Consider the following 24,862-nt stretch of genomic DNA (forward strand, 5'->3'; position numbering starts at 1 on the left):
GCGAGCGATGTGTTCAGTATTAAAGATTATAATTTCGTTATCTCCCAATAACACTGCGAATGTACTAAAATTTCAAATATCTCAAAAATTCAGGTGCCGCATTGGATTACCCGAACTCAAAATTTATATTGCCAGTTACCTCAACTTATTTATTTTCAATCTATTAAGCCTTTCAGCATGCTTGATAAAACTATTATCCTGTCTAAATTCTGAGAGAAATGAGCTGAATTTAGCAATACTATTCCCACTGTAAGTGAAATAAGCCTCAAATACCTGATCTAACGAATAGGCTTGCACGAAATAATTGCGTTGGTAGAAGAAATCGATCATGGCAGCAATGCAGCCATTAAAGCCATGCGGGTTCCTATTATCCTTTGATTTCTTAACTGGTAGAAATATATCAAACCGGAATTCTGCCTCCAGTAACCTGTCTTTAATGAATTGTAGCGTTTCGAGTGTACTACCATTTGTAGGAACAATCATATCTAAGAGGGTAGGGGCTGAATTTACCTCCTGGACTAAACTTTCCTGTTCGGATAGCGTTGGGGCAATGGCCCTTTCTTCCAAAGCTAATTTAATCGCCTCTCTGTTCTCCTGGTCAAGGCGATACATCTCCTCATATTTTTTCGATTCCCGTAAAGATTTATCCTTCAGGAAGCAAAATTGCAGCTCCTCATCTGCCTCTGGAAGCCTAGCCTTATCATATGGGAGATAGTTCTCTGTCAAAAGCTGTAAACTATGACCCAACACTGTAGAAGATAATATAGGGATCTGCTGGACAAGCTTTATTCTGAAGCTCTTATTAAATGTCCAGAAAATGTATTTGGCAATATCTTCGAAGTAATTAATATTCCAGAAAGAGTCTACTGTAATAGAGTAAGGGTTACTAAGTAGGGTTATGCAGTTACCGGTTCTTATTATTTGTGCAGCATATAGGTCATACCAACCAATTTTGAAGTTAAACTTACTGGTCGCTTTTCCTTCAACAGGAACTTCATTTAGGTAATGATGATTGGATAAGAATTTTGTTGGGTAACTAACTTTAATACGGTTTTTCATGGAATTCAAATATTACTTATTACGATATTCCTTTAAATCAATATCCGTTTATTTTAGATTAAATATAGACAGAAAAAACCTAAATATTAAGGGCAAACAGGTTCCCAATACTCTGTTTGATTTAATCTTACATGCAATTATTTTTGCGTGGATAAGTCACGTTAACATCCACTAAACATATTGCATATACTAAATGCTGATCTTACGCGTCCAGTAAAAGCCACCGGTTATATCAAAAAGATAAACAATTCAGCATTTATCATAAAAAATATACAACATGTGTACAATCAAAGAATTAGAAGGTCTTAGAATGGATCTCCTGAAAAAATTAGGCGATCTGCTTAAAATTGAAACCGAACTCTACTTAGGAAGTAAAGGTCTATTAGATACCGTAATATTCGATAATTATAGACAGGCAAAATATAATCATCTTCAGGCCCAAAATAGATATGATGAATGCTTTTCTAAGCTGTTAAACGATGGCAGTTTTAATAATAATAGGTAATCACTATATTCAAACCAGATTACAGCTTTAGAGGATTTTAACTTAAAAAAATTTTTTTTATGGCACAAATCAATATTACGATAACGGATAGCAATGGAACTAATGGCAAAAGTTATGTTACACTTAATTCAGAAGTTCCTATAGGTCCCAATGGTATTGATTACCCAATTAATTGGAGTGGTCACATTAATAATGAAGAGGTTACGGTTATCCAAAAAGATAGTTTGAGTTGGTCTCCTAATTCATACGATTTTGCGGGAACACCCAAAAAATTTTCTCACCTTCAGAAGCATATAATAGACTCAATTAGTAATTACATGGATAGTATGTTAAATTAAGTCGTAGTTGTTTTGGCGTAAACTGAATGAATAGATTTAACAATTGAGGGCCTCGTATTGTCAAACTCTGGTAAAATTAACTTTTCTCCAATTTTCAAAAACATGTATCAAAACATGTATCAAATGAAAAAAGGCTTCCCGCGTCAATCCGCTGAAAGCCTTTCCTACTGCGTGGTCCCACCTGGGCATGATCCAGGGACCCCCTGATTATGAGTCAGGTGCTCTAACCAACTGAGCTATAGGACCTGTTCCGAAGAACCAATTCCCCTTTTCAGGGGACGGCAAAATTAATTATTTTATTGAATTAACCTAAATTTTTTTTTAATACCAACGCTTACGCATATACTTAATAAATTTGCGGCATGCAAGGCATAAAGAACATTATTTTCGACCTGGGTGGCGTTATTCTGAACATCAACTACCAGCTTACCAACGACGCATTTGTTGCTCTTGGCGTGAAGAACTTTAATGAGTTGTATTCACAGTTTCATGGTTCCAGCCTATTTAACGGCCTGGAAACGGGGCATGTTTCCGTGGAGGAGTTTTTGGCGGAAATGCAGCGGCACGTGCCGGAGGGGATTACAGGTGGGCAGATAACGGCAGCATGGAATGCGATGTTGCTGGATTTTCCGTTACAGCGGCTGCAGTTATTGCAGCAGTTGCGGCAGCATTATAACCTGTATTTGCTGAGTAATACCAATGCGATACACCTGGAAGCTTTCAACCGGTTGTTGCAGGAAAGCAGGGGAATTCCTTCGCTGGGCAGCTTTTTCGACAGGGCTTATTACTCGCACCTGATGGGTTACCGCAAGCCGGATAAGGAGTCGTACCTGATGGTGATGGAGGAGAATGGGTTATTGCCGGAAGAAACATTGTTTATAGATGATACGCTGCCAAATATAGAAGGAGCGAAGGCTGTGGGGTTGCAAACCATTCATTTGCAGTCGCCCCGAACGATTATGGATATTTTTCAGCCCAAAAAGGCGTTATAAAAAAGGCCGGTGATGCACCGGCCTTTTTTTATTTAATTTCTTCTTTTTATTTAATTTCTTCAAAATCGATGTAATCTCCCTTATCCACATTTTTGGGTTGTGGGGTGGGAGGAGGTGGTGAACCTTTTTGTCCGCCGTTTTGCTGTTCATACTGCTGACGCATATGATCCTGCATATCGCTCATTTGTCTGCGCACTTGCTTGGTAACTCTGTAGCCTGGTATGATCAGGTCGAATACCAGTTTGTACAGCAGCCAGGCCAGAAATATAGAAATTATAAATCTTAACATAATGACACGAAGGTAGCGGAATATACATTCCGACTTCCTGAAAATCACCTCATTTTAAGGTTTTTTTAACTTTCAGGGAGAGATTAAAGTCCGAGTAAAGCTGCGGATGCCAGGGCTTCTTTTTTATTGAACTGCCAGGTCATTTTGCGGGCGTTGATGGCGTCTATAATGGTGCCGATGCCGCAGAAGCCGAGAGTAATGAAGTATACAATTCCCATAGCGATCTGGTCTACCAGGAAGCGTTGTACGCCGGCTACACCCAGGAAACCTATGAGGCTGCAGATAAGAATTGTTTGGGGATCTTTACGTCTGCCCTGGTATACGGCCAGAAATCTTTGCTTGTTTTCGGCGGAATAGCCCTTGGTAAGTTCCTGTAGCCACATCATTTCCTCGGCTTCGATTCCGGGGAGCATCGCAAATGAAAAGTCGTTCATAGTGTTGGGTTTATGATTGTTTGAAATCAGCGTATTGATACCGGGCCAGTTGAAGGATGCGATACAGCAGCACTGCTACTACCAGGGGAGCAAGCCAGTGGTGTTGGATGGAGGCGGCCCATTGTCCGTGTAAAAAATAATGAATACCGTGACCTAATCCGCAGCCGGGGCAAATGGGGATACCTATATTTTTGAACAAACACAGGCTGCCTGCATTTTCGTCGGGCTTCATCACATACAGGAGGGTAAGGCCCAGGGGCCATGCCAGCAGTTCGGTATTTATTTTTCGCCAGAAAGCGGCGGTCACGTCAGATATTTTAAAAATACATATGAATGATGGCAGAGCATCTTACACAAAGATTTAGATACAAGTTAAAGAAATAGTTTTTCAATCAAAATAAAATCCTAATTTTGTAGAAGGAAAAATGATTCAAACGAAGGGGACGAGATATTGTCCCCTTCGCGCTTTTTGTATGGCAAACGAACACGTGATAAAAACTATCCGGGAGATGGCAGAAGGACTGCTGGCGAATGATCCCGACAATTTTTTGGTAGACATCAGAATTAAGCCCACTAACAATATCAAGCTCTTTCTGGACGGGGATAAAGGGGTGCCGGTGGCTACGCTGGTGTCATTCAACCGTCAGTTATATCCTTTGCTGGAAGCGGCTGAACTGTTCCCAAATAACGATTTCTCCCTGGAAGTTTCGTCCGCAGGCCTGGATGAACCGCTCAAACTGCACAGACAATACCTTAAAAATATTGGACGCAAAGTGGAAGTTACCCTGCTGGATGGCTCTGTAAAAGAGGGCACCCTCCAAACGGTAACCGAAGATGCTATTAATATCGAGGAGCTGATTGGCAAGAAGAAAGAAAAGAAATCAACTGATTTAAAACTTAATGAAATAAAGCACACAAAGGTGTGCATCGTGTTTTAAAATATAACAACTAAACATGGCTAGTATTAACTTGATTGAGTCATTTACCGAGTTCAAGGAGGCGGAAAACATTGACCGTCCTACATTGATGAAGGTCCTGGAGGATGTGTTCAAAACGCTTCTGCGGAAAAAGTATGGCTCAGATGAGAATTTTGACGTGATTGTAAATACCGAAAAAGGTGACCTTGAAATATTACGCCGTCGAACCATTGTAACGGATGGGGAAGTAGAAGATGATAATGCCCAGATTGCCTATTCCGAAGCTATTAAGGTAGAACCGGATTACCAGGTAGGCGAGGATTTATATGAAGAGGTAGAGATCATGGATTTCGGCCGCAGGGCTATCCTGGCGGCGAAACAAACTTTATCTGCCCGTATCGGCGATCTGAAAAAGAACATCCTGGTAAAGAAATATGCCGACAAAGCAGGTGAAATTGTAAATGGTGAAGTATACCAGGTTTGGAAAAAAGAAGTTTTATTGCTTGATGATGAAGGGAATGAGTTAATTTTGCCTAAATCTGAACAAATCCCCACAGATTATTTCAAAAAAGGGGAGAACGTAAGAGCGGTGGTGAAGAAGGTGGAAATGAAAAACAACGCACCACTCATCATTCTCTCCCGCACACATCCATCCTTCCTGGCTAAATTGCTGGAAATTGAGGTGCCTGAGATCTTTGACGGGCTTATAGTGATCAAGAAAATTGTTCGTGAACCAGGAGAAAGAGCCAAAGTGGCTGTTGAATCCTACGATGACCGTATAGATCCGGTAGGAGCCTGTGTGGGTATGAAAGGAAGCCGTATTCATGGCATCGTACGCGAACTGAGAAATGAAAATATAGATATCATTAACTTTACCACCAACATTCAATTGTTGATTCAGCGTTCATTAACACCCGCCAGGATCAGCCGCATGGAAGTGGATAACGAAAACAAATACGCTTCCGTTTACCTTAACCCCGACCAGGTATCACTGGCTATCGGTAAAAAAGGAGTAAACATTAAGCTGGCTTGTGAACTGACTGGTTTTGAGATTGATGTATTCCGTGATGAAGCGCAGGAACAGTCTGAATTTGATATCGATCTGGAAGAATTCTCGGATGAAATCGAAGAATGGATAATAGATGAGCTTAAACGAATAGGTTGTGACACTGCCCGCAGCGTATTGGAGCTGACCGTTGAAGAACTGGTTCGCCGTTCCGATCTGGAAGAAGAGACAGTGCAGGATGTAAGAAGAATATTACAGGAAGAGTTTGACAAAGAATAAAGCCGAGCCACAACCCTTCCCAGGTAAAGGCCTTATTAGAAAGGGAATTGATTTTTTCGAGTTATTGTTTAAACGTAAAAAAACATCCCGTTTTGAAGAAACGGGAAACAGGGGAGGCCCGAAATACGATATGCCTGAAACAACAAACAACACACCACGATTGCTGGCTGCAGCCAAAGAGTTTAATATTGGTAAGGAAACCCTCATCGATTTCCTTGGCAATAAAGGCTTTGATATGGACGGCTTTGGTTCTCCCAATGCCCGTCTTACGGCTGTTATGTACACAGCACTGCAGTCGGAGTTCCAGCAGGACAAGGCTAACAAGCGCAAAAGCGACCAGATAGCCCTGCCTAAAGGAAGCGTGTTAGAAACGATGAAGAAGAAAGAGAAGGAGGAAGCGGAAGCGGCGGCTAAAAAGAATACCACTAAAGAAAAAGAAGAGGCAGCTCCTGCTCCTAAACAGGAAGCAAAACCTGAACCTAAACCGGAACCAGTTAAGGAAACTCCTAAACCGGAACCGCAACCACAGGCGAATGTTGCCCAGGCAACCCCGCCTCCCGCAAAGGAAAAAGCTGAACCGAAGCCTGAACCACCCGTTGTTACAGCTCCCCCTGTTGCGGAAGTTCCCAAAGCACCGGCAACGCCTCCTCCGGCAGAACCAGACGCAGTGAAGAAAACGGATTCGCCGAAAATCAACGGCCCTAAAGTAATCACCACTATCGATCTGGACGCATTAAACCGCAATAAAAAACCAGTTGCTAAAAAAGCAGACCAGGAAGAAACCCCGGCTCCGCAACCAGAAGCAGTGAAACCACCGGTAAAAGAAGAAAAACCGGCTCCCGTTACACCCGCTCCTCCCGTTGCTGAAAAACCGGAACCTAAACCCGTTCCTGCCCCTCCCGTACAGGAAGCAACTACAGCACCAACTGAGAAACCAGTTGAAAAAGCTGATAAAGCTGATAAAGTGGAACAGGCCCCTAAAGCCGAAACCACTCCACCGGCAGAGAAAGTAGCGAAAACAGATAAGACCGATACGACAGAAAAAACGGAAAAAGCCGCACCGGTTGAAGATAAACCTGTAGTTAATAAAGTGGAAGAAGTATTACAAGAGGCAAAACCGGCTGCAGTCAAAGAACCGGCGCACATTCCTGTTAAACATGTCGTAAAGACGGAAAATCGCAAACCCTCTACTGCCGAAAACACCCCACCAACACCTCCTCCCGCAGCCCCACAGGCACAGGACGAGGCATCTGGTGCTGCTGTGATTGAAAATATCCAGGCCGAAAAATTAACCGGCCCTAAAGTAATCGGCAAAATTGAGCTGCCAGTTCAGTCTGACAGACGCGATAATAATAAGAACAGCAACTTTAGCAGGGACGAGAAACGCAAACGCAAGCGTATCATCGTAGAAAAGAAACCTGAACCCGTTCAGCCTAAAGACTTTAAAGAAGGTGACCGCAAAGAAGGCGGCGCCCCAGGCGAACATCGCCCGCATCAACATGGTGGACAAGGCGGCAACCGCCCTCACCACAATGATAACCGCGGAGGTGGACATCAGGGCCAGGGCGGCGGAAATCGTCCGCAAGGCGATAACCGTAACCATAACCGTCCGGGCGGCGCCAACACAGGCACCGGCGGCGGTAACTACAACAGACCTGCCGGACAAGGCCAGGGTCAGGGCGGAGGCTATAACAGGCCAGCCGGACAAGGCGGTCCAGGCGGCGGAGGTAACAGACCAGCCGGACAAGGTGGCGGTTACAACCGTCCAGGCGGCGGACCAGGTGGTGGTGGCAACAGACCCGGACAAGGCGGAGGCTATAACAGGCCAGGCCAGGGTCAGGGCGGCTACAACAGACCAGGTCAGCACCGCGGTGAGGATAAACGTACTACCGAAGAAAAAGAAATCGATAAGAACGAGATCCAGAATAAGATCAAGGAAACAATGGCCAAGCTCGGTGGCGGCGGTCGCGGTAAAAACGTGAAAGCTAAACACCGCAGAGAAAAACGTGAAGAAAGAGCCAACCAGAAAATTAACCAGGGCGATGGAGACAACAAACTCCAGGTAACAGAATTCGTTTCTGTATCCGAACTGGCTAACCTGATGGATGTAAGCTTCGCGGAAGTTATCTCTAAATGTATGGGCCTCGGTATCATGGTATCTATCAACCAACGCCTCGATGCGGAAGTAATAGAACTGGTGGCCGGCGAATTCGGATACGAAGTTGAATTCATTGGTCTGGAAGATGCAGAAGAAACCGATGATGAAGACGAAGTAGACGATCCTGCAGATCTGGAACCACGTGCACCGATCGTAACCATCATGGGTCACGTCGATCACGGTAAAACCTCCCTGCTCGATTACATCCGGAGTGCAAACGTGGTAGCCGGTGAAGCCGGTGGTATCACCCAGCACATCGGTGCGTACCAGGTAACAACTGCCAGCGGCAAAAAAATCACCTTCCTGGATACTCCGGGTCACGAAGCGTTTACCGCAATGCGTGCCCGTGGTGCCAAAGCAGCAGATATCGCTGTAATCGTGATCGCTGCTGATGATGCTATCATGCCGCAAACAAAAGAAGCAATCTCCCACTCACAGGCGGCCGGGCTGCCAATGGTATTCGCTATCAACAAAGTGGATAAAGAAGGCTCCAACCCTGAGAGAATCAAAGAACAACTGGCCGGCATGAACCTCCTGGTGGAAGACTGGGGCGGTAAATACCAGAGCCAGGAAATATCTGCCAAAAGCGGGTTAAATATCGATGTGCTCCTCGAAAAAATATTACTGGAAGCGGAACTGCTGGAATTGAAAGCCAATCCCGACCGCGAAGCCTCCGGAAGTATCGTGGAAGCTACCCTGGATAAAGGTCGCGGTTACGTTGCCTCCCTCCTGGTACAAAATGGTACCCTCCGTCAGGGCGATACCATCGTATCCGGCTCCTTCTTCGGAAAAATCAAAGCCATGTTCAACGAACGCGGCCAGAAAATGGAAGAAGCAGGACCATCCATGCCAGTACAGGTACTCGGCCTGAATGGTGCGCCACAGGCAGGTGAGAAGTTCAAGATGTACTCCGAAGAATCTGAAGCCAAAGAAGTGGCTAACCGCAGAGCACAAATCGTTCGTGAACAAGGTATCCGTACCAAGAAACATATCACCCTGGATGAAATCGGCCGTCGTTTGGCACTGGGTAACTTTAAACAGCTCAACCTCATCATCAAAGCCGACTTTGATGGTTCCGTAGAAGCGTTGAGTGACTCCCTGCAGAAACTGTCTACCGAAGAAATCGTGATCAGTATCGTTCATAAAGCAGTAGGTCAGATTACAGAATCCGACGTATTGCTGGCAACCGCTTCTGATGCCATCATCCTCGGATTCCAGGTACGACCTTCCTCCCAGGCTGCCAAGCTCGCAGAGAAAGAGAATATCGAAATCCGTAACTACTCCATCATCTATGACGCGATTGATGAAATCAAGAGCGCGATGGAAGGGATGCTGGAACCAAAAATCGAGAAGAAAGTGGTGTGCAACGTTCAGGTGCGCGAAACTTACAAATTCGAGAAGGTTACCGTGGCAGGTTGCTTCGTTATCGATGGCAAGCTGACAAGAAACACCCGTATCAACGTGGTGCGCGACGGTATCGTGGTTCACACCGGCGAACTCGGCTCACTGAAACGTTATAAAGATGATGTGAAAGAAGTGGCCGCCAACATGGAGTGTGGTTTGAGCGTTCGCGGATACAGTGACCTGAGACCTAACGATAACATCGAAGGGTTTGAAGAAGTAGAAGTGAAGAGAACTTTATAAGAAGCCTGTAGCCCAAAACTACCCGCTTTAGAATAACATACAGCGAAGAAAAGAACGATCCGTAGTGTAAAACCTATCATCGTTATTTTCTTCGCTGTTTTTTTGGCTAAGATGCTTATGGCTAAAAGGCGGCAGCTTATCTAAACTTTTGTTAAATCCATCGACATTCCCTATGCTACTGACTTTTAAATGGTTATTTTTGGTTTTTACCGCTTTTGTATGAAGAAACTTTTAGCATTATCCGCAGGCGCTTTGCTGCTATGGCAGGCTTCTACGGCCCAGAAACTGGTGGCAGACAAGATTATCGGGGTTGTAGGGGATAAAATTATCCTCAAATCCGATATGGACGGAGCACTCAGCGATCAGCAACACAACTCGCCCGATGGCAATCTGGCGCCCGATGCTGCGTGCAAAACACTGGAAATGCTGATTTCCCAGAAAGTAATGGTGTTACAGGCGGAAAGAGACAGTTTACCGGTAAGTGACGGCGACGTGGAAGCCCAGATGGAAAACCGTATCCGCTACTTTGAATCCATGTACGGCAGTAAGGAGAAAATGAAAGAAGTTACCGGCTACTCCATTTACCAGCTCCGCGAACGCTTCCGTCAGCCTATCAAAGAAGGTTTGCTGGCCCAGGCAATGCGCAACAAGATCATTGAACCGGTAAAAGTAACGCCATCAGAAGTAAAACGCTTCTTTGACGCCATCCCGAAAGATAGTCTTCATTTTTACGAGTCAGAACTGGAAATAGGTACCCTCGTGTTGCAGCCAAAAGCTACCCGCGAAATGGACCAATACGCCATCGACCGCCTCCTCGATTTCAAAAAACGTGTTCAGAATAAAGAATCCGATTTCGGCTCCCTCGCTATCCTCTACTCCGAAGATCCGGGCGTAAAAGATAACAAAGGCGTATACACCCTGAACCGTAACGATAAAAATACCTGGGATCCCGACTTCCTGGCATCCGCTTTCCGTTTGAAAGAAGGAGAAATTTCCTCCCCGGTGAAGTCGCAACACGGATACCACCTGATCATGATGCTGAAACGCTCCGGCGATAACGTTACTGTACAACACATCCTCGTAAGAGCCGCAGTAACCAAATCCGACCTGGCAGGCAATACCGCCAAACTGGATTCTATCCGTAAAAGCATCGTGGCTGGCAAAATCACTTTCTCGGAAGCAGTAGCCAAATACAGCGACGCGCCAAGCGCCAAATTTGATGGCGGTATGATGCAGTCCAAAACAGGCGACGGAAGCACCCTGATCACCATCGACCAGCTGGATGACCCTACCGAAAGGGATATCGTAATGATGCTCGATACCCTGAAACCAGGTCAGATTTCCGCCCCGGTACAGTTTACAGATGAAAACGGCCGCACAGCAGTACGGATCGTGTACCTGAAAACACGTACCCAGCCGCACCGCGAAAACCTTACAGATGACTATTCCCGCATCCAGCAGAGAACTCTGGATATTAAACGCGCGGAAGCCATCAATAAATGGCTCATCGAAAAGATCCCGACCTTCTACGTACACGTAGACGATCAATACAAAGAATGTAATCATATCAGCCAGTGGATGGCTGCACTTGCCAAGCAATAATCAAACTATTTATATAAAGCGGAGATAGGAGCAGGAGCTTTTATCTCCGCTTTTTTTATGCCCTGATACTGAATAGGCAAAGGCTGATAGCTTTACCAATCGCTTTCTGGTTTTCTCCTTTTTTGGCGTACCTTTGCGACTTCAATTTTCTGCCATGAGTGATGCGATCAAACATGAATGCGGTCTGGCATTTATAAGATTAAGAAAACCGTTTTCCTACTACCAACAAAAATATGGGAGTGTTTTCTATGGGCTGAACAAACTATACCTGCTCATGGAAAAACAACATAACAGGGGCCAGGATGGCGCTGGTTTGGCTACCGTGAAACTGAACACCGAACCAGGCGTTCCCTTTATGCACCGCATCCGCAGTGCTGCTCCGCAGGCCATCGGAGATATTTTTGCGAAAGTACGTGACGAAATACAGGAGATAGAAAAATATCAGCCGGAAATCACCAAATACCCCGGCCTGATGAAAGGCCATGTGCGTTTCCTTGGTGAACTCATGATGGGACATATCCGTTATGCCACCCAGGGTAAAAACAACGTGGAACTCTGCCATCCTTTTGTACGCTACAACACCATTCCTGCCCGCAACCTCGCTATGGCAGGAAACTTTAACCTGATAAACACCGATGAACTGTTTGAGTTTTCCAAGGCACAACCTGGTGAAGTTCACAAAAACAGTGATCTGGCCGCCATGCTGGAAGTGGTACACCATTTCCTCGCCAAAGAAGACAATGAAGGCAGCAACGACCTCGATATCAAAAAGATTCTCCAACAGGCATTTTCCATGTTCGACGGAGGGTACCACACCTGCGGCCTGATCGGCTCCGGTGATGCTTTCGTGATCCGCGATGCACACGGTATCCGTCCTTCTTACTATTATATTAATGACGATGTAATTGTAGCTGCCTCAGAAAGGGCCGCGATCCGCACTACCTTCAACGTAGGCGAAAATGAAGTACTGGAACTGATGCCGGGTAATGCGCTGATCGTTAAAAACAACGGCGACTACTCCATCGAACAAATTCTCGAACCCAAAGAACGTAAAGCCTGCAGCTTTGAAAGAATTTACTTCTCCCGTGGTAACGATGAAAAAATATACAAGGAACGTACTGATCTGGGCCGTCACTTATCCGGTACCGTATTGAAGGCCATCGACAATGACCTCCGCAATACTATCTTCTCCTTTATTCCAAATACTGCTGAAGTAGCCTTCTATGGCCTGTTAAAAGGACTGGAAGAATATCTCAACAAAATAAAAGTAGAACGCATCCTCTCCTGGGGTAACGATTTTGATGAGGAAAAGCTCACCGAAATGGTGAACCGCCGGATCCGCATCGATAAAATAGCTACCAAGGACGTGAAAATGCGTACGTTCATCACCGAAGACTCCAGCCGTAATGAAATGGTACAACACGTGTACGATATCACCTACGGTAAGGTAAGACCCGGTATTGACTCGCTCGTGGTAATTGATGATTCTATTGTACGTGGTACCACCCTGAAGGAAAGTATCGTGAAGATGCTGGATCGCTTAGGACCCAAAAAGATCATCATCGTATCTTCTGCCCCGCAAATCCGCTACCCGGACTGCTATGGTATTGATATGAGCAAAATGGGCGATTTCGTAGCCTTCCAGGCGGCCATTGCCCTCCTGAAAGACCACGGCAAGGAACATATCCTGAATGAAGCCTATGGCCTCTGTAAGGAACTGCAGCGTACCAACACCCTTCACGCACAAAACGTAGTGAAGAACATCTATAAGCCGTTTACCCCGGAACAGATCTCTGCCAAGATTGCGGAAATCCTTAACCCTGGCGGTATTAAGGCCGAAATAGAAGTAATCTACCAATCTATCGAAAGCCTCCACCTGGCTTGTCCGAACAACCTGGGCGACTGGTACTTTACCGGTAATTACCCCACTCCGGGCGGCAACCGTGTAGTGAATAAAGCATTCATGAACTATATGGAAGGCAAAAACGAAAGAGGATATTAATCGTATAAATAATCAGAGATCTGGTCATTTAGCTATCAGAAGAGTCCTTCTTTTGAGCTGAATAATCAGATCTCTTATTATTTAAATGACTAATTGTTTTCATGTTAATTTTATCTTAAATAACCTCCCGTATTCTGACTGTATAAGTCTAACAAGTTAACTTCCTGTAAAATCTGTATTTTCGTTATAGTTAATTATAGGTTTTCAGCCCATGAAAACATTACTACTTATACGTCACGCTAAATCCAGCTGGACCGATCCGGACATGGATGATTTCGACCGGCCCCTCAATAAACGGGGAAAAGCGAACGCGCCCGAAATGGCGCAACGCCTTATTACCCGCGGCATGGTGCCGGAATTAATTATTTCCAGCCCCGCCAAAAGAGCCAGATCCACCGCTAAAATAATGGCAAATGAGTGGAGCTATCCCAAACAGGCTATCCTGCTGGAAGAAGAACTGTATCTCTGCTACGCTGCCACCTTTCTGAAGGTGATTACCAAAATTGATGACGACTTCGGCGCCGTGGCCATCTTTGCCCATAACCCAGGCATCACCGATTTTGCCAACTACCTCACCGAAGAAATCAGGATAGATAATGTACCCACTACCGGTATCTTTGGTATCCAGGCAGATACCGATAGCTGGAAAGATTTTGACCTGGCAAAGAAAAAGTTCCTCTTCTTCGAGTATCCCCGTAAAGATTAGTCTTTCACAATTTTATTGTAGGAAGCAGTAATTCCCTTGATCAGGGAAGAACTGAAGCCCTGGTGTTCCATTTCGTTGAGACCGGCAATAGTACAGCCTTTGGGCGTGGTTACCTTATCGATTTCCTCTTCCGGATGACGGCTTTCGCGGATCAGCAGCTCTGCGGCGCCTTTTACCGTTTGTGCGGCAATTAAACTGGCAGTACGCACATCAAATCCAATTTCAATTCCTCCCTGGATATTTGCGCGGATGTAGCGCAGCGCAAAGGCAATACCACAGGCGCCCAGCACCGTAGCAGCATCCATCAGTTTTTCATCAATGGCTACTGTAGCGCCCAACTGGTCGAACATCGTTTTCACATACCGGATCTGCTCTTCGGTGGCATGTTTGTGGGCAATACAGGTGATAGATTCCTGGATGGCAATGGCCGTATTAGGCATAGCCCGCACTACCGGCATGCCGGGTACCACATGTTCCAGGTCGTCGATGCTAACACCGGTAACCACGCTGATCAGTATATGTTTTGCCGGGTTAAAGGAACCCTTGAACTCCTGCAATACCTCCCGCACATTGTACGGTTTTAAAGCCACCACAATTATTTCCGCTTCGCGGATGGCAATATCATTATCCGTTTCTATCCGCACACCTGCGTCACGCAGGTCGGTAAGGGTACTGGTGTTACGCTTGGTAACGATGATATCGCCAGCCTTTGAAAACCCGCTCTTCAGCAATCCCTGGGCGATGGCCGATCCCAGATTTCCTCCACCTATAATGGCTATTTTTTTGGCTGACATAAAAAATGAAGATTACATTATAAATCGTAAGAAAGGTATAACAAATGCTGCATCCATGCAAACGGCAACGATTCATTAACTTGCGGACATGCAGGCATTACAGACAGCAACTGCGTTTTACGCCAGGATAAAAGAAGCCCACAGCATTCCGGATACGGAAGATAAAACCCGTCACTATAAACAGATCCTGGAGATCCTTTTCCGGGAACTGACCCGCAAGGAAACCCGCTCTTTCGGGAACCTGTTTGCACGCATGCAGTTTTATTTCGACCGGCAATCCGTTCCGCCGGACATCCATCAGCAGCTGACAGCACTACGCATACTAACCAACAAGGCTACACGGGGTATGTTTCCCCTGCAGGACGCAGAACACCTCCTGTGTATCAAAGCCCTTACAGAATCTGTTGCCTGGTGCTATCAGGCAACTCCGCCGGCAGAGCTTACCGCGCTGTACGCCCCCACGGGATCACATAAATTATCGCTCGCGTGGCAACACCGCCCCGGCAGCCTGGCACTGCTGAAATGCATGGTTACCACCGTAGGCACACTTACCACCAACACACTGGGAAAATACACCCTGCTGCTGGATGTGAAAAATGATGAGCAGGGCGATTTTCAACTGCTGCTGGAACATATGGATCCTGTAGCAGTAGTATCCCTGCATGGCCTGCTGCGGCCTTACGACACCATTCATGTGCTCCACTGCCGCCAGGGCGCCAGCGGACACGAATACACCACCACCAGCGAAAGCCAGGTGGTGCTGGAGCCGGATCTGCTGATAGATATCAGCGACCTGGCGGAATGCTTTACCCATAAAGGACCTAACCGGTTATTATATCTTGTTAAAAAACTCACTCCCCAGCAATCCAGCCCGGCGGCATTTAAAGGAAACCTGGTAAATGCCCTGCTGGATGAAATGCTCCGCAACAGGGAAATAGATTTCAAAAGCTCATTTGTGGAAGCAGTGGCCGAAAACGTGCTGCAGGCTGCTGCTTACGGCCGGGAGAAGATCAACGAAATGTTCCGCGATATCCGGCAACAACACTGGGGCAACCTGCATAATACCGTAAAGGAACTACAGGATAAACCGGTGAGGATAGAACCCACCTTTTTCTCCGCCCAGTACGGCTTGCAGGGGCGACTGGATCTCATGGCGGAAGATGATACCGATGAATACCGGAAGGAAATTTTTGAACTGAAAAGCGGGAAATGCCCCGACTTCAACACCTGGAAGAACCACGAAATGCAGGTAGTGGGCTATAACCTTCTGCTGCGCTCTGCTTTTGGCCGGCAACGCAAGGGGAGTTCTGCCATCCTGTATTCAGCCGCTGCCACCAATCCGCTGCGGAACGTGAGCAGTACCCATCACACCGAAAATGATTTACTGCTGTTACGCAACGAAGTGGTGGGGATGCTGCTGCGGCTTGCAGGAGGGGAGTTTGAAATACTGTCCGCCATCACCACCACAGCGGCGCTTGGCCTGCCTTCCTTCAGCGCGGCGCATTTCACCACTTTTGAACAAGCCTGGCAAACGGCGCCATCCGTAGCAAAAGCCTACTACCACGAGTTCCTGGCCTTTATGCTGCGGGAATATCTCCAGGCAAAATGCGGGATGTTTTCAGAAATTAACCGGGAGGAAGATGCCGACGGCTTTGCAGCGCTATGGCTGCAACAGGAAAAAGATAAACTTTCCCGCTTCAATATTATACCGGGGTTACGCTTCCGGGAATTTGACACCGTTAACAGTTCCGTGTTATTTGATATAGTCGTTCCCGTTAGCCATAACTTCCGCAGGGGAGATACCGCTATCATTTATCCGCGTACCAGCACGGAATTACAGCCTTTACAACAACAGCTGCTGAAGGGCAGGATAGAAGATCTCGGAAAAAACCAGCTGAGCTTCTCCCTGAATAACCGGCAGATGACGCTCGACTTTTTCCGCCAATTTGATGAGTGGATCATAGAACATGATATTTACGAATCCAACTACTGGATAGCGGCGGCTTCGCTTTTCCATGTGATTTCCCCGCTTTACCGGGAGCGTACCAATATGCTGCTGGGCCTCGCCACGCCCCGCTGGTACCCTTTGCAGCACACCACACCGGCCATGTTTAACCCTAACCAGGAACAGCTGGTGAAGCATGCCCTGGAGGCGCAGGATTATTACCTGTTACAGGGGCCGCCGGGCACCGGTAAAACATCTTCCATGCTTACAACTATAGTGGGGGAGATGGTAAAACAGGATCACTATGTGATCATTGTTGCCTTTACCAACAAGGCAGTAGAAGAAATATGCCATAAGCTGACGGCTAAAAATATCACGCACCTGCGTATGGGCGGACGTAACTCAGACGCCTCGCTTACCCTCCGGCAATATTGCCTGGAAGGCTCGCTGGATGAAGCGCGCAATTATATTACCAGTCACCGCGTATTTGTTGCCACGGTAGCCACTATGGCTACCCGGCTGGAGCAGCTCACGATGATGGGGATTCCTACCGATACCTTAATTGTGGATGAAGCTTCGCAGTTAACAGAGCCACAGCTCCTGGGGCTGCTGATGCCCTTCCGTAAATTTATCCTGATAGGGGATCAGAACCAGTTGCCGCCGGTGGTGGCGCAGGAAGAATATTTCTGCCAGGTGAAAGCGCCTTGTTTACAGGACCTGGGTATCCGGGATTTGCGGACCTCTATTTTTGAGCGGCTGATACAACGCTGCAAAACCAGCCACTGGCGCCATGCCTGGGGTATGTTGAATACGCACTTCCGGATGCACGACAACATCGCAGCATTGGTAAATCATTACTATGCGGGGCAGTTATCTTCTGGAAGGGAAGAGCAAAAAGCCGGTTTCGATTTGTATGCCGGTCATGAAAATTTGGGATGGGAGCGGGTTTTGTCTTTAGGAAGAAAAATATTTATTGGCAGTCCGTATGAGCCGAGTTCCAAGATGAACAGAACGGAGGCGAAGTGGGTGGTATCGCTGCTGCATCACCTGAAGGAGCGTTACGGCGCGGGTTTCAGCAAAGATACGGTGGGGGTGGTTACGCCGTGGCGAACACAGATCAGTCTTATCCGGGAGTTGATTGCGGATGATGAAGCACTGCAGGACATCAATATTGATACAGTAGAGCGGTTCCAGGGTTCTGAAAACGATATTATCATTGTATCGCTGGCGGTATATCATGCGGCGCAGGTGCAAACATTGCAATGCCTGGGGCAGTTTAACTGGGAAGAAGAGGTGATAGAGGTAGACCGGAAGTTGCTGGTAACGTTGTCGCGTGCACGAAAACAGGTGATATTGCTGGGATATGAGCCGGTGTTGCAGGATAGCGCCCATTACCGGAGGGTATTGGGGGAAATGAGCAGAGGCGTGCTCTAACGGTGGACACTATACGTAATACGCTGCCAAGTAACAATGGCCATACGGTTGGTATGGCCATTGTCAGACAACATCATATATGATCAGTCCTGGTAAACCAGGCTTTAATCCAGTGTAACGTGCCCCCAGTTTTCACCGCTTTTAATGCGGTAGAGCTGCATTTCACTGATATCGAACTGTTCAGCGATTTGCTTCATTGTTTTCTTGCCGGGTTTATTCAGCAGGCGTTTGATGCTCTTTACTTTGGTAACATTCAGTTTGAGTCCTTTCACGCGGTTGCGTTGCTTTTCCTTATAGGCAAGCTTGGCGGGGCTTTTTTGCTGATGTTCTTCCATTTCCTCTTTGGTGGCCCATTGGAGGTTGGAGGCTTTATTATTCTTTTTATCGTAGTCCAGGTGTATCACATATTTATGTGCCCGTCCTCCTTTTTTGCTGAAAAGTTTCGCCACTTCCCGGTGAAGGTAGAGTGACTGGTAGCTATCTGCAGGCTTTACGTTTAATACCGTATAGCCTTCTACGGTAGACCCCGTGAGCAGCTTACCATCTTCGGTACTTTCATGATAACTGATCACTCTCCCCATGTTTGAAACGGCGTATTTTTTACGCAGGGCAGATTTGTTTTTAATCTGTAAGTCTTTCCAGACTTCATTTTTCAGATTTTTAATTGTGGTCATGTGAAAGTAATTTTTATTTTTTTTATATCCTGGGGTAATCCGTTTATCCGTAAACGTCACAACCGGCCATTTCATTATCAGCCGGCAGAAAATCGTGTGCAGCTAATTGGGGAGCGGCCCTCTCGAATATATGGTCCTTGTATTGTAACACAACTGCGTCTAGTACTTCTTCAATCTCAGCTAATGTATTGTAAGTTACTAATTGTTGTCTGAATTCCTTTATATGCGGCAAACCTTTGAGGTAATTTGTATAATGCCTGCGCATTTCCAGTATGCCTACTACTTCACCTTTCCAGGCAACTGACTGGTGAAGGTGTTTTTTGCAAACTTCTACTCTTTCCAAAACAGTTGGCAGGGGTAAATGTTCGCCCGTCTTCATAAAATGCTTGATCTCCCTGAAAATCCATGGATAGCCGATGGCGGCTCTTCCGATCATAACACCATCCACGCCATATTTCTGCCTGGCAGCAATTACCTGTTCCGGCGTACATATGTCACCGTTACCAAAGATAGGAATTTGTATGCGCGGATTGTTTTTTACTTTTCCGATGAGGGTCCAGTCGGCGCTGCCTTTATACATCTGAGTACGTGTACGGCCATGAATGGTAAGGGCTTTGATTCCTACATCCTGGAGCCTTTCCGCTACGTCTTCAATATTTTTGGTGTCGTCGTCCCAGCCGAGGCGGGTTTTAATGGTTACCGGCAACCTGGTTGCCTTTACTACGGCGGCCGTAAGTTTTACCATTTTAGGAATATCCTTCAGGATGCCGGCGCCGGCGCCTTTACAGGCTACCTTTTTAACCGGGCAGCCGAAGTTGATATCCAGCAGATCAGGATTAGTGGCTTCCACAATTTGCGCGGCCAGCGACAGGGATTCTTCATCTCCGCCGAAAATCTGGATTCCTACCGGACGTTCGTAGTCGAAAATATCCAGTTTTTTGCGGCTTTTGATGGCGTCACGTATCAGTCCTTCCGAAGATATGAACTCTGTATACATGAGATCAGCCCCATTATCCTTGCACACCGCACGAAAAGGCGGATCGCTCACATCTTCCATGGGCGCCAGTAATAAAGGGAATTCTCCCAATTCAATATTTCCTATCTTCACCATAATTTATATAACCACAGCAGCTTTTGCCGGAGTTATTATTTTAATATTTTATATACTATTTCTTTTACAAGCAGGATTTCTTTGCAGTAACGGCTATCGTTCAGCAGTTGCGGTAAGCGGTAAGCATCTGCAAAAACTTAATTTCGCGCTGTAAATTTACGCAAAAAAATACAGTATCTTCTTATGTCCGGTTATCTGAAGCAGTCGCCCGTTTCATTACAGTTTGTCTCTTTCCTGGGCTTTTCCTTTGGGTTCTTTGCCCTGTACCTTTATGCGCTTCAGGCGATTACGCCGGGTGTTACCGGTCAAACGCTGGAAGCGCTCCAAACCGGTACGCTTACAGACCCTAACTCGATCGGCTATCTGAAAATAACACAATTCCTCTATACCGTAGTCGCCTTCTTTGTACCAGCGGCGCTTTTTGCCTACCTGTGGCAGCCTTATCCGCTGAAATACCTGGGGCTTAAAACGCCTGGCGGGTTGCAGGTTATACTGGCGCTGCTGGCCATGTACGGTAGTTTGCCCTTAGCCAGCCTCCTGGGTGAATGGAACGAAACCTGGCCGATTTCCCAATCAGCCCGTGACCTCCAGGATATGGCGGAAAAACTGCTGGGCGTTATGCTGAAGATGCCTACCCTGAAGGATCTTTTCATCAACCTGGTACTGGTGGCCATTGTACCGGCTATTGCGGAAGAACTGTTTTTCCGCGGCGTTTTACAACGGCTCATTATTAAAGCTACCGGGAAGGTATGGCTGAGTGTATTTATCACTGCTATCTTATTCAGCGCCATCCATGGCGAAATGCTGGGTTTTCTGCCCCGCGTGCTAATGGGTTTTGCACTGGGCGCTATCTATGTTATCAGTGGCAACCTGTGGTTAAGCATCTTCGCACATATCCTGAACAACGGGCTGCAGGTAACCCTGCTGTACCTTTTCCAGCACGGCATGATAAAGGATGACCCCATGAAAAACACACCCGTGGCATGGTATTATATTGTCTTAAGCGTTCCTGTAACCATTGGGCTGTTTTGGGCGTTAAGTAAAAAATCAACGCCCATGCTGATGACAGACCCGGTGAGTAAAAAAGATGGGGAAGAAGTAGACGAAATTGGAACAGACGAAAATTTGTAATCTTAATAAAAGACACTAAAACAATCATTATGGAAAAAGGCTGGGTTAAAATTTTTTCGAGCGACAGGCCCTTTGAAGCCGAAATAGTAAAAGGTATGTTACTGGATAATGACATTGAGGCAGTGCTGCTCAACCGTCAGTCGTCTTCTTACAATATCACCCTGCCGGGACAGGTGGAACTGTATGTGCATGAATCGATGGAAAAATTGGCCAAAGACCTGGTGCACAATCATAACAATCTGCCTACCGGCGATCCTAACCAGATAGAAGGGGAAGAATAAGTGACAGCACCCGCGGGTGGCGCCCTCCCGGCAGTTCCCTGAACGGGATTTGCTCCGTAGGGTATTTTTATCCACTTTTGCGGGTAGAACTTAATCAACAGATATAACCATAATGAAGACATTTTTCACCCGCACTGCCTCTGCGCTTGTGTTTGTGGCAGTAATGCTGGGAGGGATCCTATGGGCCGACTATACTTTTTTCCTGCTTTTCTTCCTGATAGGCTGTTTTGCCCTCCAGGAGTATTTCAGGTTGCTGCGTGGAATAGATGCCGATTATGCCGGTGTTTCATCCTGGCATAAATGGGGCGCTACCATTGCAGGAGCCGCCATCCTGCTTACTTTTACCGGAGATAATTTTCAGATAGGGGGCATTCCCACCGGGCTTATCGGCTGGTGGACAGCCGTTATTTTCCTGTTGGTGATGCCTTTGGGAGAAGTGCTTATGAGTAAAGATTTCTCTTTAAAGAATATCGGCTACTCGGCTATCGGGTTACTGTATGTGATCATCCCGTTTGGGTTGCTGATCCATATCCGGATGAATGCTATCAACATTCACTATACCCCGGAAAACGTAGGTACCGCTCCCGGCTGGCTTATTCCTTTACTGCTCATCATATTCATCTGGATTAACGATACAATGGCTTATATAGTAGGGTCGCTGATAGGGCGCACGCCTTTTGCCCCTGCTATTTCCCCTAAAAAAACCATCGAAGGCACGGTAGGGGGAATGATCCTCGCGGTAGCCACTGCCGGCATTTATGGCCACTTCTGGGGCTATCAGTACCTCGCGTTGCAACACTGGATAGCGCTGGCCCTCATTGCCGCCATATTCGGTACCATCGGCGACCTGATAGAATCCAAACTGAAAAGGATGGCCGGCGTGAAGGATTCCGGCCGGATTATGCCCGGCCACGGCGGTTTCATGGACCGGTTCGATTCACTGCTGCTGGCTGCTCCCTTCGCCTGGATCTACGTTCAGTTCTTTATGATGCACTAACGTAACATTCGTATGCGAAAAAAAACTGAATTGAAGTAACTTCGCATCAAGATTAAACACATAAATCAATCATCTAATAAAAAAACAATGAAGATCCATCGTGAAGGATTTGCTACCATTTCCCTTGTATTCCTGGTACTGGCGTTAATAAACGGAGCAGTATTTTATTGGTTCGGTAACGCGCCGGCGCTGTGCTGGACGGTATCCATTATCTCCATTGCGTTCTTCCTGTTCATCGTTTCATTCTTCCGTATTCCCTCCCGCCAATATACAACAGGTGATTCGCTGGTGGTTTCTCCCTGCGATGGTAAAGTAGTGGTAATTGAAGAAGTATATGAGCCGGAGTATTTCAAGGATAAGCGTTTGCAGGTGTCTATTTTTATGAGCCCTGCCAACGTGCATGTAAACCGGAACCCTATCAGGGGTACCGTGAAGCTGTCGCAATACCACGCCGGTAAATACCTGGTGGCCTGGCATCCAAAGTCTTCCACTGAAAACGAAAGGCATTCCGTGGTAATCGGCAACGGTAAAACGGATATCCTGGTAAGACAAATTGCCGGCGCACTGGCCCGCAGAATTGTGAACTACCTGAAACCAGGCATGGAAGTAAGTCAGAATGAAGAAATGGGCTTTATCAAGTTCGGCTCCCGTGTGGATCTTTACCTGCCTATCGGTACGGAAGTAGCGGTACAGCTGGAACAGGTGGTACAGGGCGGTATTACAGTTATTGCCAAAATCTAGTATCTTTAATAGCTAAACGGCATCATTATGATAAAGAAAGCTTTTACCGGTATAGCCGCATTACTGCTGATAGCAGGCGTAGCGCTGGCACAGGAAAAAACCAAAGCAGCTGCCAAAACGAAAAAGGATTGTTCCGCTGCCTCGTGTAAAACTACTGCCAAAGGTAAAAGCTGTTGTCAGCAGCCGTCTAAAACCGCCAGCCTGAGAATGGCTGCCGCTACCAAAACAAAAGCGAAAGCACAATAAAGAAAGAAGGAGATGCGGTTATCCACATCTCCTTCTTTTTTACAGAATATTTCTCAGCTCCCGAAGGTGCCCGATCACATAAGTAGGTTGAAAATCCACCGGTGGTTTAGCCGGGTTAAAATATACCTGGTCCATTCCCACACCGTGGGCGCCCTTGATATCCAGCTCCATTGCATCTCCGATCATAATACTCTCTGTAGCGCTGGTATTGGCTTTGCCGATGGCATAATCAAAAATCTCCCGGTAAGGCTTTAAGCTTCCCGCCACTTCTGATGTAACGATGTGTGTGAAATAGTGATCAATTCCCGCATTTTTCATTTTCAGCAACTGTGTTTCCTCGAAACCGTTGGTGATCATGTGCATGGGGTATTCTTTTGCTGCCAGGTATTCCAGCGTTTCCTTTGTTTCGGGGAATAATGCTTTTTTATACGGCAGTATTTCCAGGAATTCATCGCTGATTTTCTGGGTCAGTTTTTCATCTCCTATTTTAAAATCGATCAGCGTAAGACGGAAGCGTTTATCGCGCAGTTCACGGCGGGTGATAAATCCTTTGCGGAAGCGATCCCACAGGCGTTCATTATGCTCCACATAAGAAACGGAAAACGCCTCAAAAGATGGTATTCCCCTGCTCTCTAAAGCATGGCTGTTGTACAGCTCCAGCAAAGTTTCGTGTTCATTTGTTTCAAAGTCCCAGAGGGTATGGTCCAGGTCAAAGAAAAGATGTTTGTATTTCATGACTGCGCAAAGGTACAAAATACCTCAGAGATGGTTGAAAGGCGCCGGTGTATTCAAAGTAAATTCCTTATTTTACTGCATTAATGAAAGAAACTATGAATGCAGTAATTACGGGCGCCAGCAAGGGGATCGGAAAGGCTATAGCGGAAAAACTGGCGCTGGAAGGATTTAATGTGGCCATTTGTGCGAGACATGCAGATACCCTGGCTTTGGCCAAAGCGGATATTCAGCGGAGAAACCCGGCGGTAAGGGTGCTGGCAGAGGTGGTGGATATGGGAGATAAAGCACAGGTACTGGCTTTTGCAGATAAAGTTAACGCAGCATTTCCGCAGGTGGATATACTGGTGAACAATGCCGGTATTTTTGTGCCGGGCGCCCTTCACCAGGAAGAAGAGGGGCTACTGGAAAAGATGATGGCGGTGAATGTATACAGCGCTTATCATCTTACCAGGGCATTATTACCCGCTATGATCGCCCGGCGTAAAGGATATATTTTTAACATGTGTTCCACTGCCAGCTACCGTGCATACCCCAACGGCGGTGCTTACAGTATTACCAAATACGCCCTGCTCGGTTTTACAAAAAACCTGCGGGAAGAGCTTAAGTCGCACTACATCGGGGTTTCGGCGGTAAGTCCGGGCCCTACTTTAACCGCTTCCTGGGAAGGCTTTGACGCGCCTCCCGACAGAATGATGCCCCCCGAAGATATTGCCAGCGTAATATGGGCCGCCTGGACAATGGCCAAACAAACAGTTGTTGAGGAAATTGTACTGAGACCCATGTTGGGAGATATTTAAACATCTTATTATATTGGCTTTTTAGTGGGTAGAAATTGTTCTTTC

General features: G+C 46.5%; 24 protein-coding genes and 1 tRNA gene. 16 read left to right on the forward strand and 9 right to left on the reverse strand.

Annotated features, from left to right (window positions below):
* Positions 1-135: 135 nt before the first annotated feature.
* Positions 136-1,059: a hypothetical protein gene (locus V7S65_RS21375; RefSeq protein WP_336387685.1), complete on the reverse strand. Its 924-nt coding sequence runs from the start codon at positions 1,057-1,059 to the stop codon at positions 136-138.
* Positions 1,060-1,336: 277 nt separating this feature from the next.
* On the opposite strand from V7S65_RS21375, the gene V7S65_RS21380 reads away from it, so the two are divergent.
* Positions 1,337-1,564, forward strand: coding sequence for a hypothetical protein (locus tag V7S65_RS21380; protein WP_336387684.1), 228 nt, complete (start codon positions 1,337-1,339; stop codon positions 1,562-1,564).
* A 59-nt stretch (positions 1,565-1,623) separates the two neighbouring features.
* Positions 1,624-1,902, forward strand: a complete 279-nt coding sequence (locus tag V7S65_RS21385; protein ID WP_336387683.1) for a hypothetical protein — start codon at positions 1,624-1,626, stop codon at positions 1,900-1,902.
* Positions 1,903-2,074: 172 nt separating this feature from the next.
* Here the strand turns inward: V7S65_RS21385 and V7S65_RS21390 are convergent.
* Positions 2,075-2,148 (reverse strand) — tRNA-Ile (locus tag V7S65_RS21390).
* A gap of 116 nt (positions 2,149-2,264) precedes the next feature.
* Between V7S65_RS21390 and V7S65_RS21395 the strand changes: the two genes are divergently transcribed.
* Positions 2,265-2,894, forward strand: coding sequence for an HAD family hydrolase (locus V7S65_RS21395; protein WP_336387682.1), 630 nt, complete (start codon positions 2,265-2,267; stop codon positions 2,892-2,894).
* 46 nt (positions 2,895-2,940) lie between these two features.
* On the opposite strand, the gene V7S65_RS21400 is transcribed toward V7S65_RS21395, so the two are convergent.
* From V7S65_RS21400 to V7S65_RS21410, 3 genes are read right to left on the reverse strand one after another with little or no spacing between them, the layout of a single operon-like run.
* Positions 2,941-3,231 (reverse strand): DUF4834 family protein, encoded by a 291-nt coding sequence (locus tag V7S65_RS21400; protein WP_111577169.1) that lies wholly within the window; start codon positions 3,229-3,231, stop codon positions 2,941-2,943.
* A 35-nt stretch (positions 3,232-3,266) separates the two neighbouring features.
* Entirely contained in the window at positions 3,267-3,617 is a 351-nt protein-coding gene (locus tag V7S65_RS21405; RefSeq protein ID WP_079471574.1) for a TM2 domain-containing protein, read from the reverse strand.
* Positions 3,618-3,627: 10 nt separating this feature from the next.
* Positions 3,628-3,924: a DUF2752 domain-containing protein gene (locus V7S65_RS21410; RefSeq protein WP_336387681.1), complete on the reverse strand. Its 297-nt coding sequence runs from the start codon at positions 3,922-3,924 to the stop codon at positions 3,628-3,630.
* Between the two features lie 166 nt (positions 3,925-4,090).
* Between V7S65_RS21410 and rimP the strand changes: the two genes are divergently transcribed.
* From rimP to V7S65_RS21440, 6 genes are all read left to right on the forward strand, one after another.
* Complete coding sequence (gene rimP / locus V7S65_RS21415; RefSeq protein ID WP_227024441.1) at positions 4,091-4,555, forward strand: ribosome maturation factor RimP; 465 nt, start codon at positions 4,091-4,093, stop codon at positions 4,553-4,555.
* A 16-nt stretch (positions 4,556-4,571) separates the two neighbouring features.
* On the forward strand, positions 4,572-5,819 hold the full coding sequence (nusA, locus tag V7S65_RS21420) for a transcription termination factor NusA (protein WP_079471571.1): 1,248 nt from the start codon (positions 4,572-4,574) through the stop codon (positions 5,817-5,819).
* A 130-nt stretch (positions 5,820-5,949) separates the two neighbouring features.
* Complete coding sequence (infB, locus tag V7S65_RS21425) at positions 5,950-9,621, forward strand: translation initiation factor IF-2 (RefSeq protein WP_111577439.1); 3,672 nt, start codon at positions 5,950-5,952, stop codon at positions 9,619-9,621.
* 219 nt (positions 9,622-9,840) lie between these two features.
* Positions 9,841-11,223: a peptidylprolyl isomerase gene (locus V7S65_RS21430; RefSeq protein ID WP_159454384.1), complete on the forward strand. Its 1,383-nt coding sequence runs from the start codon at positions 9,841-9,843 to the stop codon at positions 11,221-11,223.
* Between the two features lie 274 nt (positions 11,224-11,497).
* The gene (locus V7S65_RS21435) at positions 11,498-13,225 is read left to right on the forward strand and encodes an amidophosphoribosyltransferase (RefSeq protein WP_227024442.1); all 1,728 of its coding nucleotides are present in this window, start codon (positions 11,498-11,500) and stop codon (positions 13,223-13,225) included.
* Between the two features lie 211 nt (positions 13,226-13,436).
* Positions 13,437-13,931 carry a SixA phosphatase family protein gene (locus tag V7S65_RS21440; protein WP_079471568.1) on the forward strand — a complete coding sequence of 165 codons (495 nt, stop codon included), beginning with the start codon at positions 13,437-13,439 and terminating at the stop codon, positions 13,929-13,931.
* Here V7S65_RS21440 and proC read toward each other — a convergent pair.
* On the reverse strand, positions 13,928-14,725 hold the full coding sequence (proC, locus tag V7S65_RS21445) for a pyrroline-5-carboxylate reductase (RefSeq protein ID WP_079471567.1): 798 nt from the start codon (positions 14,723-14,725) through the stop codon (positions 13,928-13,930). The genes V7S65_RS21440 and proC overlap by 4 nt on opposite strands.
* Positions 14,726-14,813: 88 nt before the next feature.
* On the opposite strand from proC, the gene V7S65_RS21450 reads away from it, so the two are divergent.
* Positions 14,814-18,104 (forward strand): AAA domain-containing protein, encoded by a 3,291-nt coding sequence (locus tag V7S65_RS21450; RefSeq protein WP_336387680.1) that lies wholly within the window; start codon positions 14,814-14,816, stop codon positions 18,102-18,104.
* 104 nt (positions 18,105-18,208) lie between these two features.
* Here V7S65_RS21450 and V7S65_RS21455 read toward each other — a convergent pair whose 3' ends face one another.
* Together V7S65_RS21455 and dusB are read right to left on the reverse strand one after the other, a co-directional pair.
* Positions 18,209-18,778 carry an NUMOD4 domain-containing protein gene (locus tag V7S65_RS21455; protein ID WP_079471790.1) on the reverse strand — a complete coding sequence of 190 codons (570 nt, stop codon included), beginning with the start codon at positions 18,776-18,778 and terminating at the stop codon, positions 18,209-18,211.
* A gap of 43 nt (positions 18,779-18,821) precedes the next feature.
* Complete coding sequence (gene dusB, locus V7S65_RS21460) at positions 18,822-19,889, reverse strand: tRNA dihydrouridine synthase DusB (RefSeq protein WP_336387679.1); 1,068 nt, start codon at positions 19,887-19,889, stop codon at positions 18,822-18,824.
* 183 nt (positions 19,890-20,072) lie between these two features.
* Here dusB and V7S65_RS21465 point away from each other — a divergent pair, with 183 nt between their 5' ends.
* The 5 genes from V7S65_RS21465 to V7S65_RS21485 all read left to right on the forward strand — a co-directional run bounded on the left by V7S65_RS21465 (position 20,073) and on the right by V7S65_RS21485 (position 23,285).
* The gene (locus V7S65_RS21465) at positions 20,073-21,020 is read left to right on the forward strand and encodes a type II CAAX endopeptidase family protein (RefSeq protein ID WP_336387678.1); all 948 of its coding nucleotides are present in this window, start codon (positions 20,073-20,075) and stop codon (positions 21,018-21,020) included.
* Between the two features lie 29 nt (positions 21,021-21,049).
* Positions 21,050-21,301: a putative signal transducing protein gene (locus V7S65_RS21470; protein ID WP_079471563.1), complete on the forward strand. Its 252-nt coding sequence runs from the start codon at positions 21,050-21,052 to the stop codon at positions 21,299-21,301.
* Between the two features lie 112 nt (positions 21,302-21,413).
* On the forward strand, positions 21,414-22,298 hold the full coding sequence (locus V7S65_RS21475) for a phosphatidate cytidylyltransferase (protein WP_079471562.1): 885 nt from the start codon (positions 21,414-21,416) through the stop codon (positions 22,296-22,298).
* Between the two features lie 87 nt (positions 22,299-22,385).
* Positions 22,386-23,039, forward strand: coding sequence for a phosphatidylserine decarboxylase family protein (locus V7S65_RS21480; RefSeq protein ID WP_111577174.1), 654 nt, complete (start codon positions 22,386-22,388; stop codon positions 23,037-23,039).
* Between the two features lie 27 nt (positions 23,040-23,066).
* Positions 23,067-23,285: a hypothetical protein gene (locus tag V7S65_RS21485; protein ID WP_079471560.1), complete on the forward strand. Its 219-nt coding sequence runs from the start codon at positions 23,067-23,069 to the stop codon at positions 23,283-23,285.
* 39 nt (positions 23,286-23,324) lie between these two features.
* Here V7S65_RS21485 and V7S65_RS21490 read toward each other — a convergent pair whose 3' ends face one another.
* On the reverse strand, positions 23,325-24,020 hold the full coding sequence (locus V7S65_RS21490; protein ID WP_336387677.1) for a YjjG family noncanonical pyrimidine nucleotidase: 696 nt from the start codon (positions 24,018-24,020) through the stop codon (positions 23,325-23,327).
* A 95-nt stretch (positions 24,021-24,115) separates the two neighbouring features.
* On the opposite strand from V7S65_RS21490, the gene V7S65_RS21495 reads away from it, so the two are divergent.
* Positions 24,116-24,817 carry an SDR family oxidoreductase gene (locus V7S65_RS21495; protein ID WP_336387676.1) on the forward strand — a complete coding sequence of 234 codons (702 nt, stop codon included), beginning with the start codon at positions 24,116-24,118 and terminating at the stop codon, positions 24,815-24,817.
* The last annotated feature ends 45 nt before the right edge of the window (positions 24,818-24,862 follow it).

This window comes from Chitinophaga sp. CCNWYY40 (assembly GCF_037483205.1).
GTDB lineage: Bacteria > Bacteroidota > Bacteroidia > Chitinophagales > Chitinophagaceae > Chitinophaga > Chitinophaga ginsengisegetis.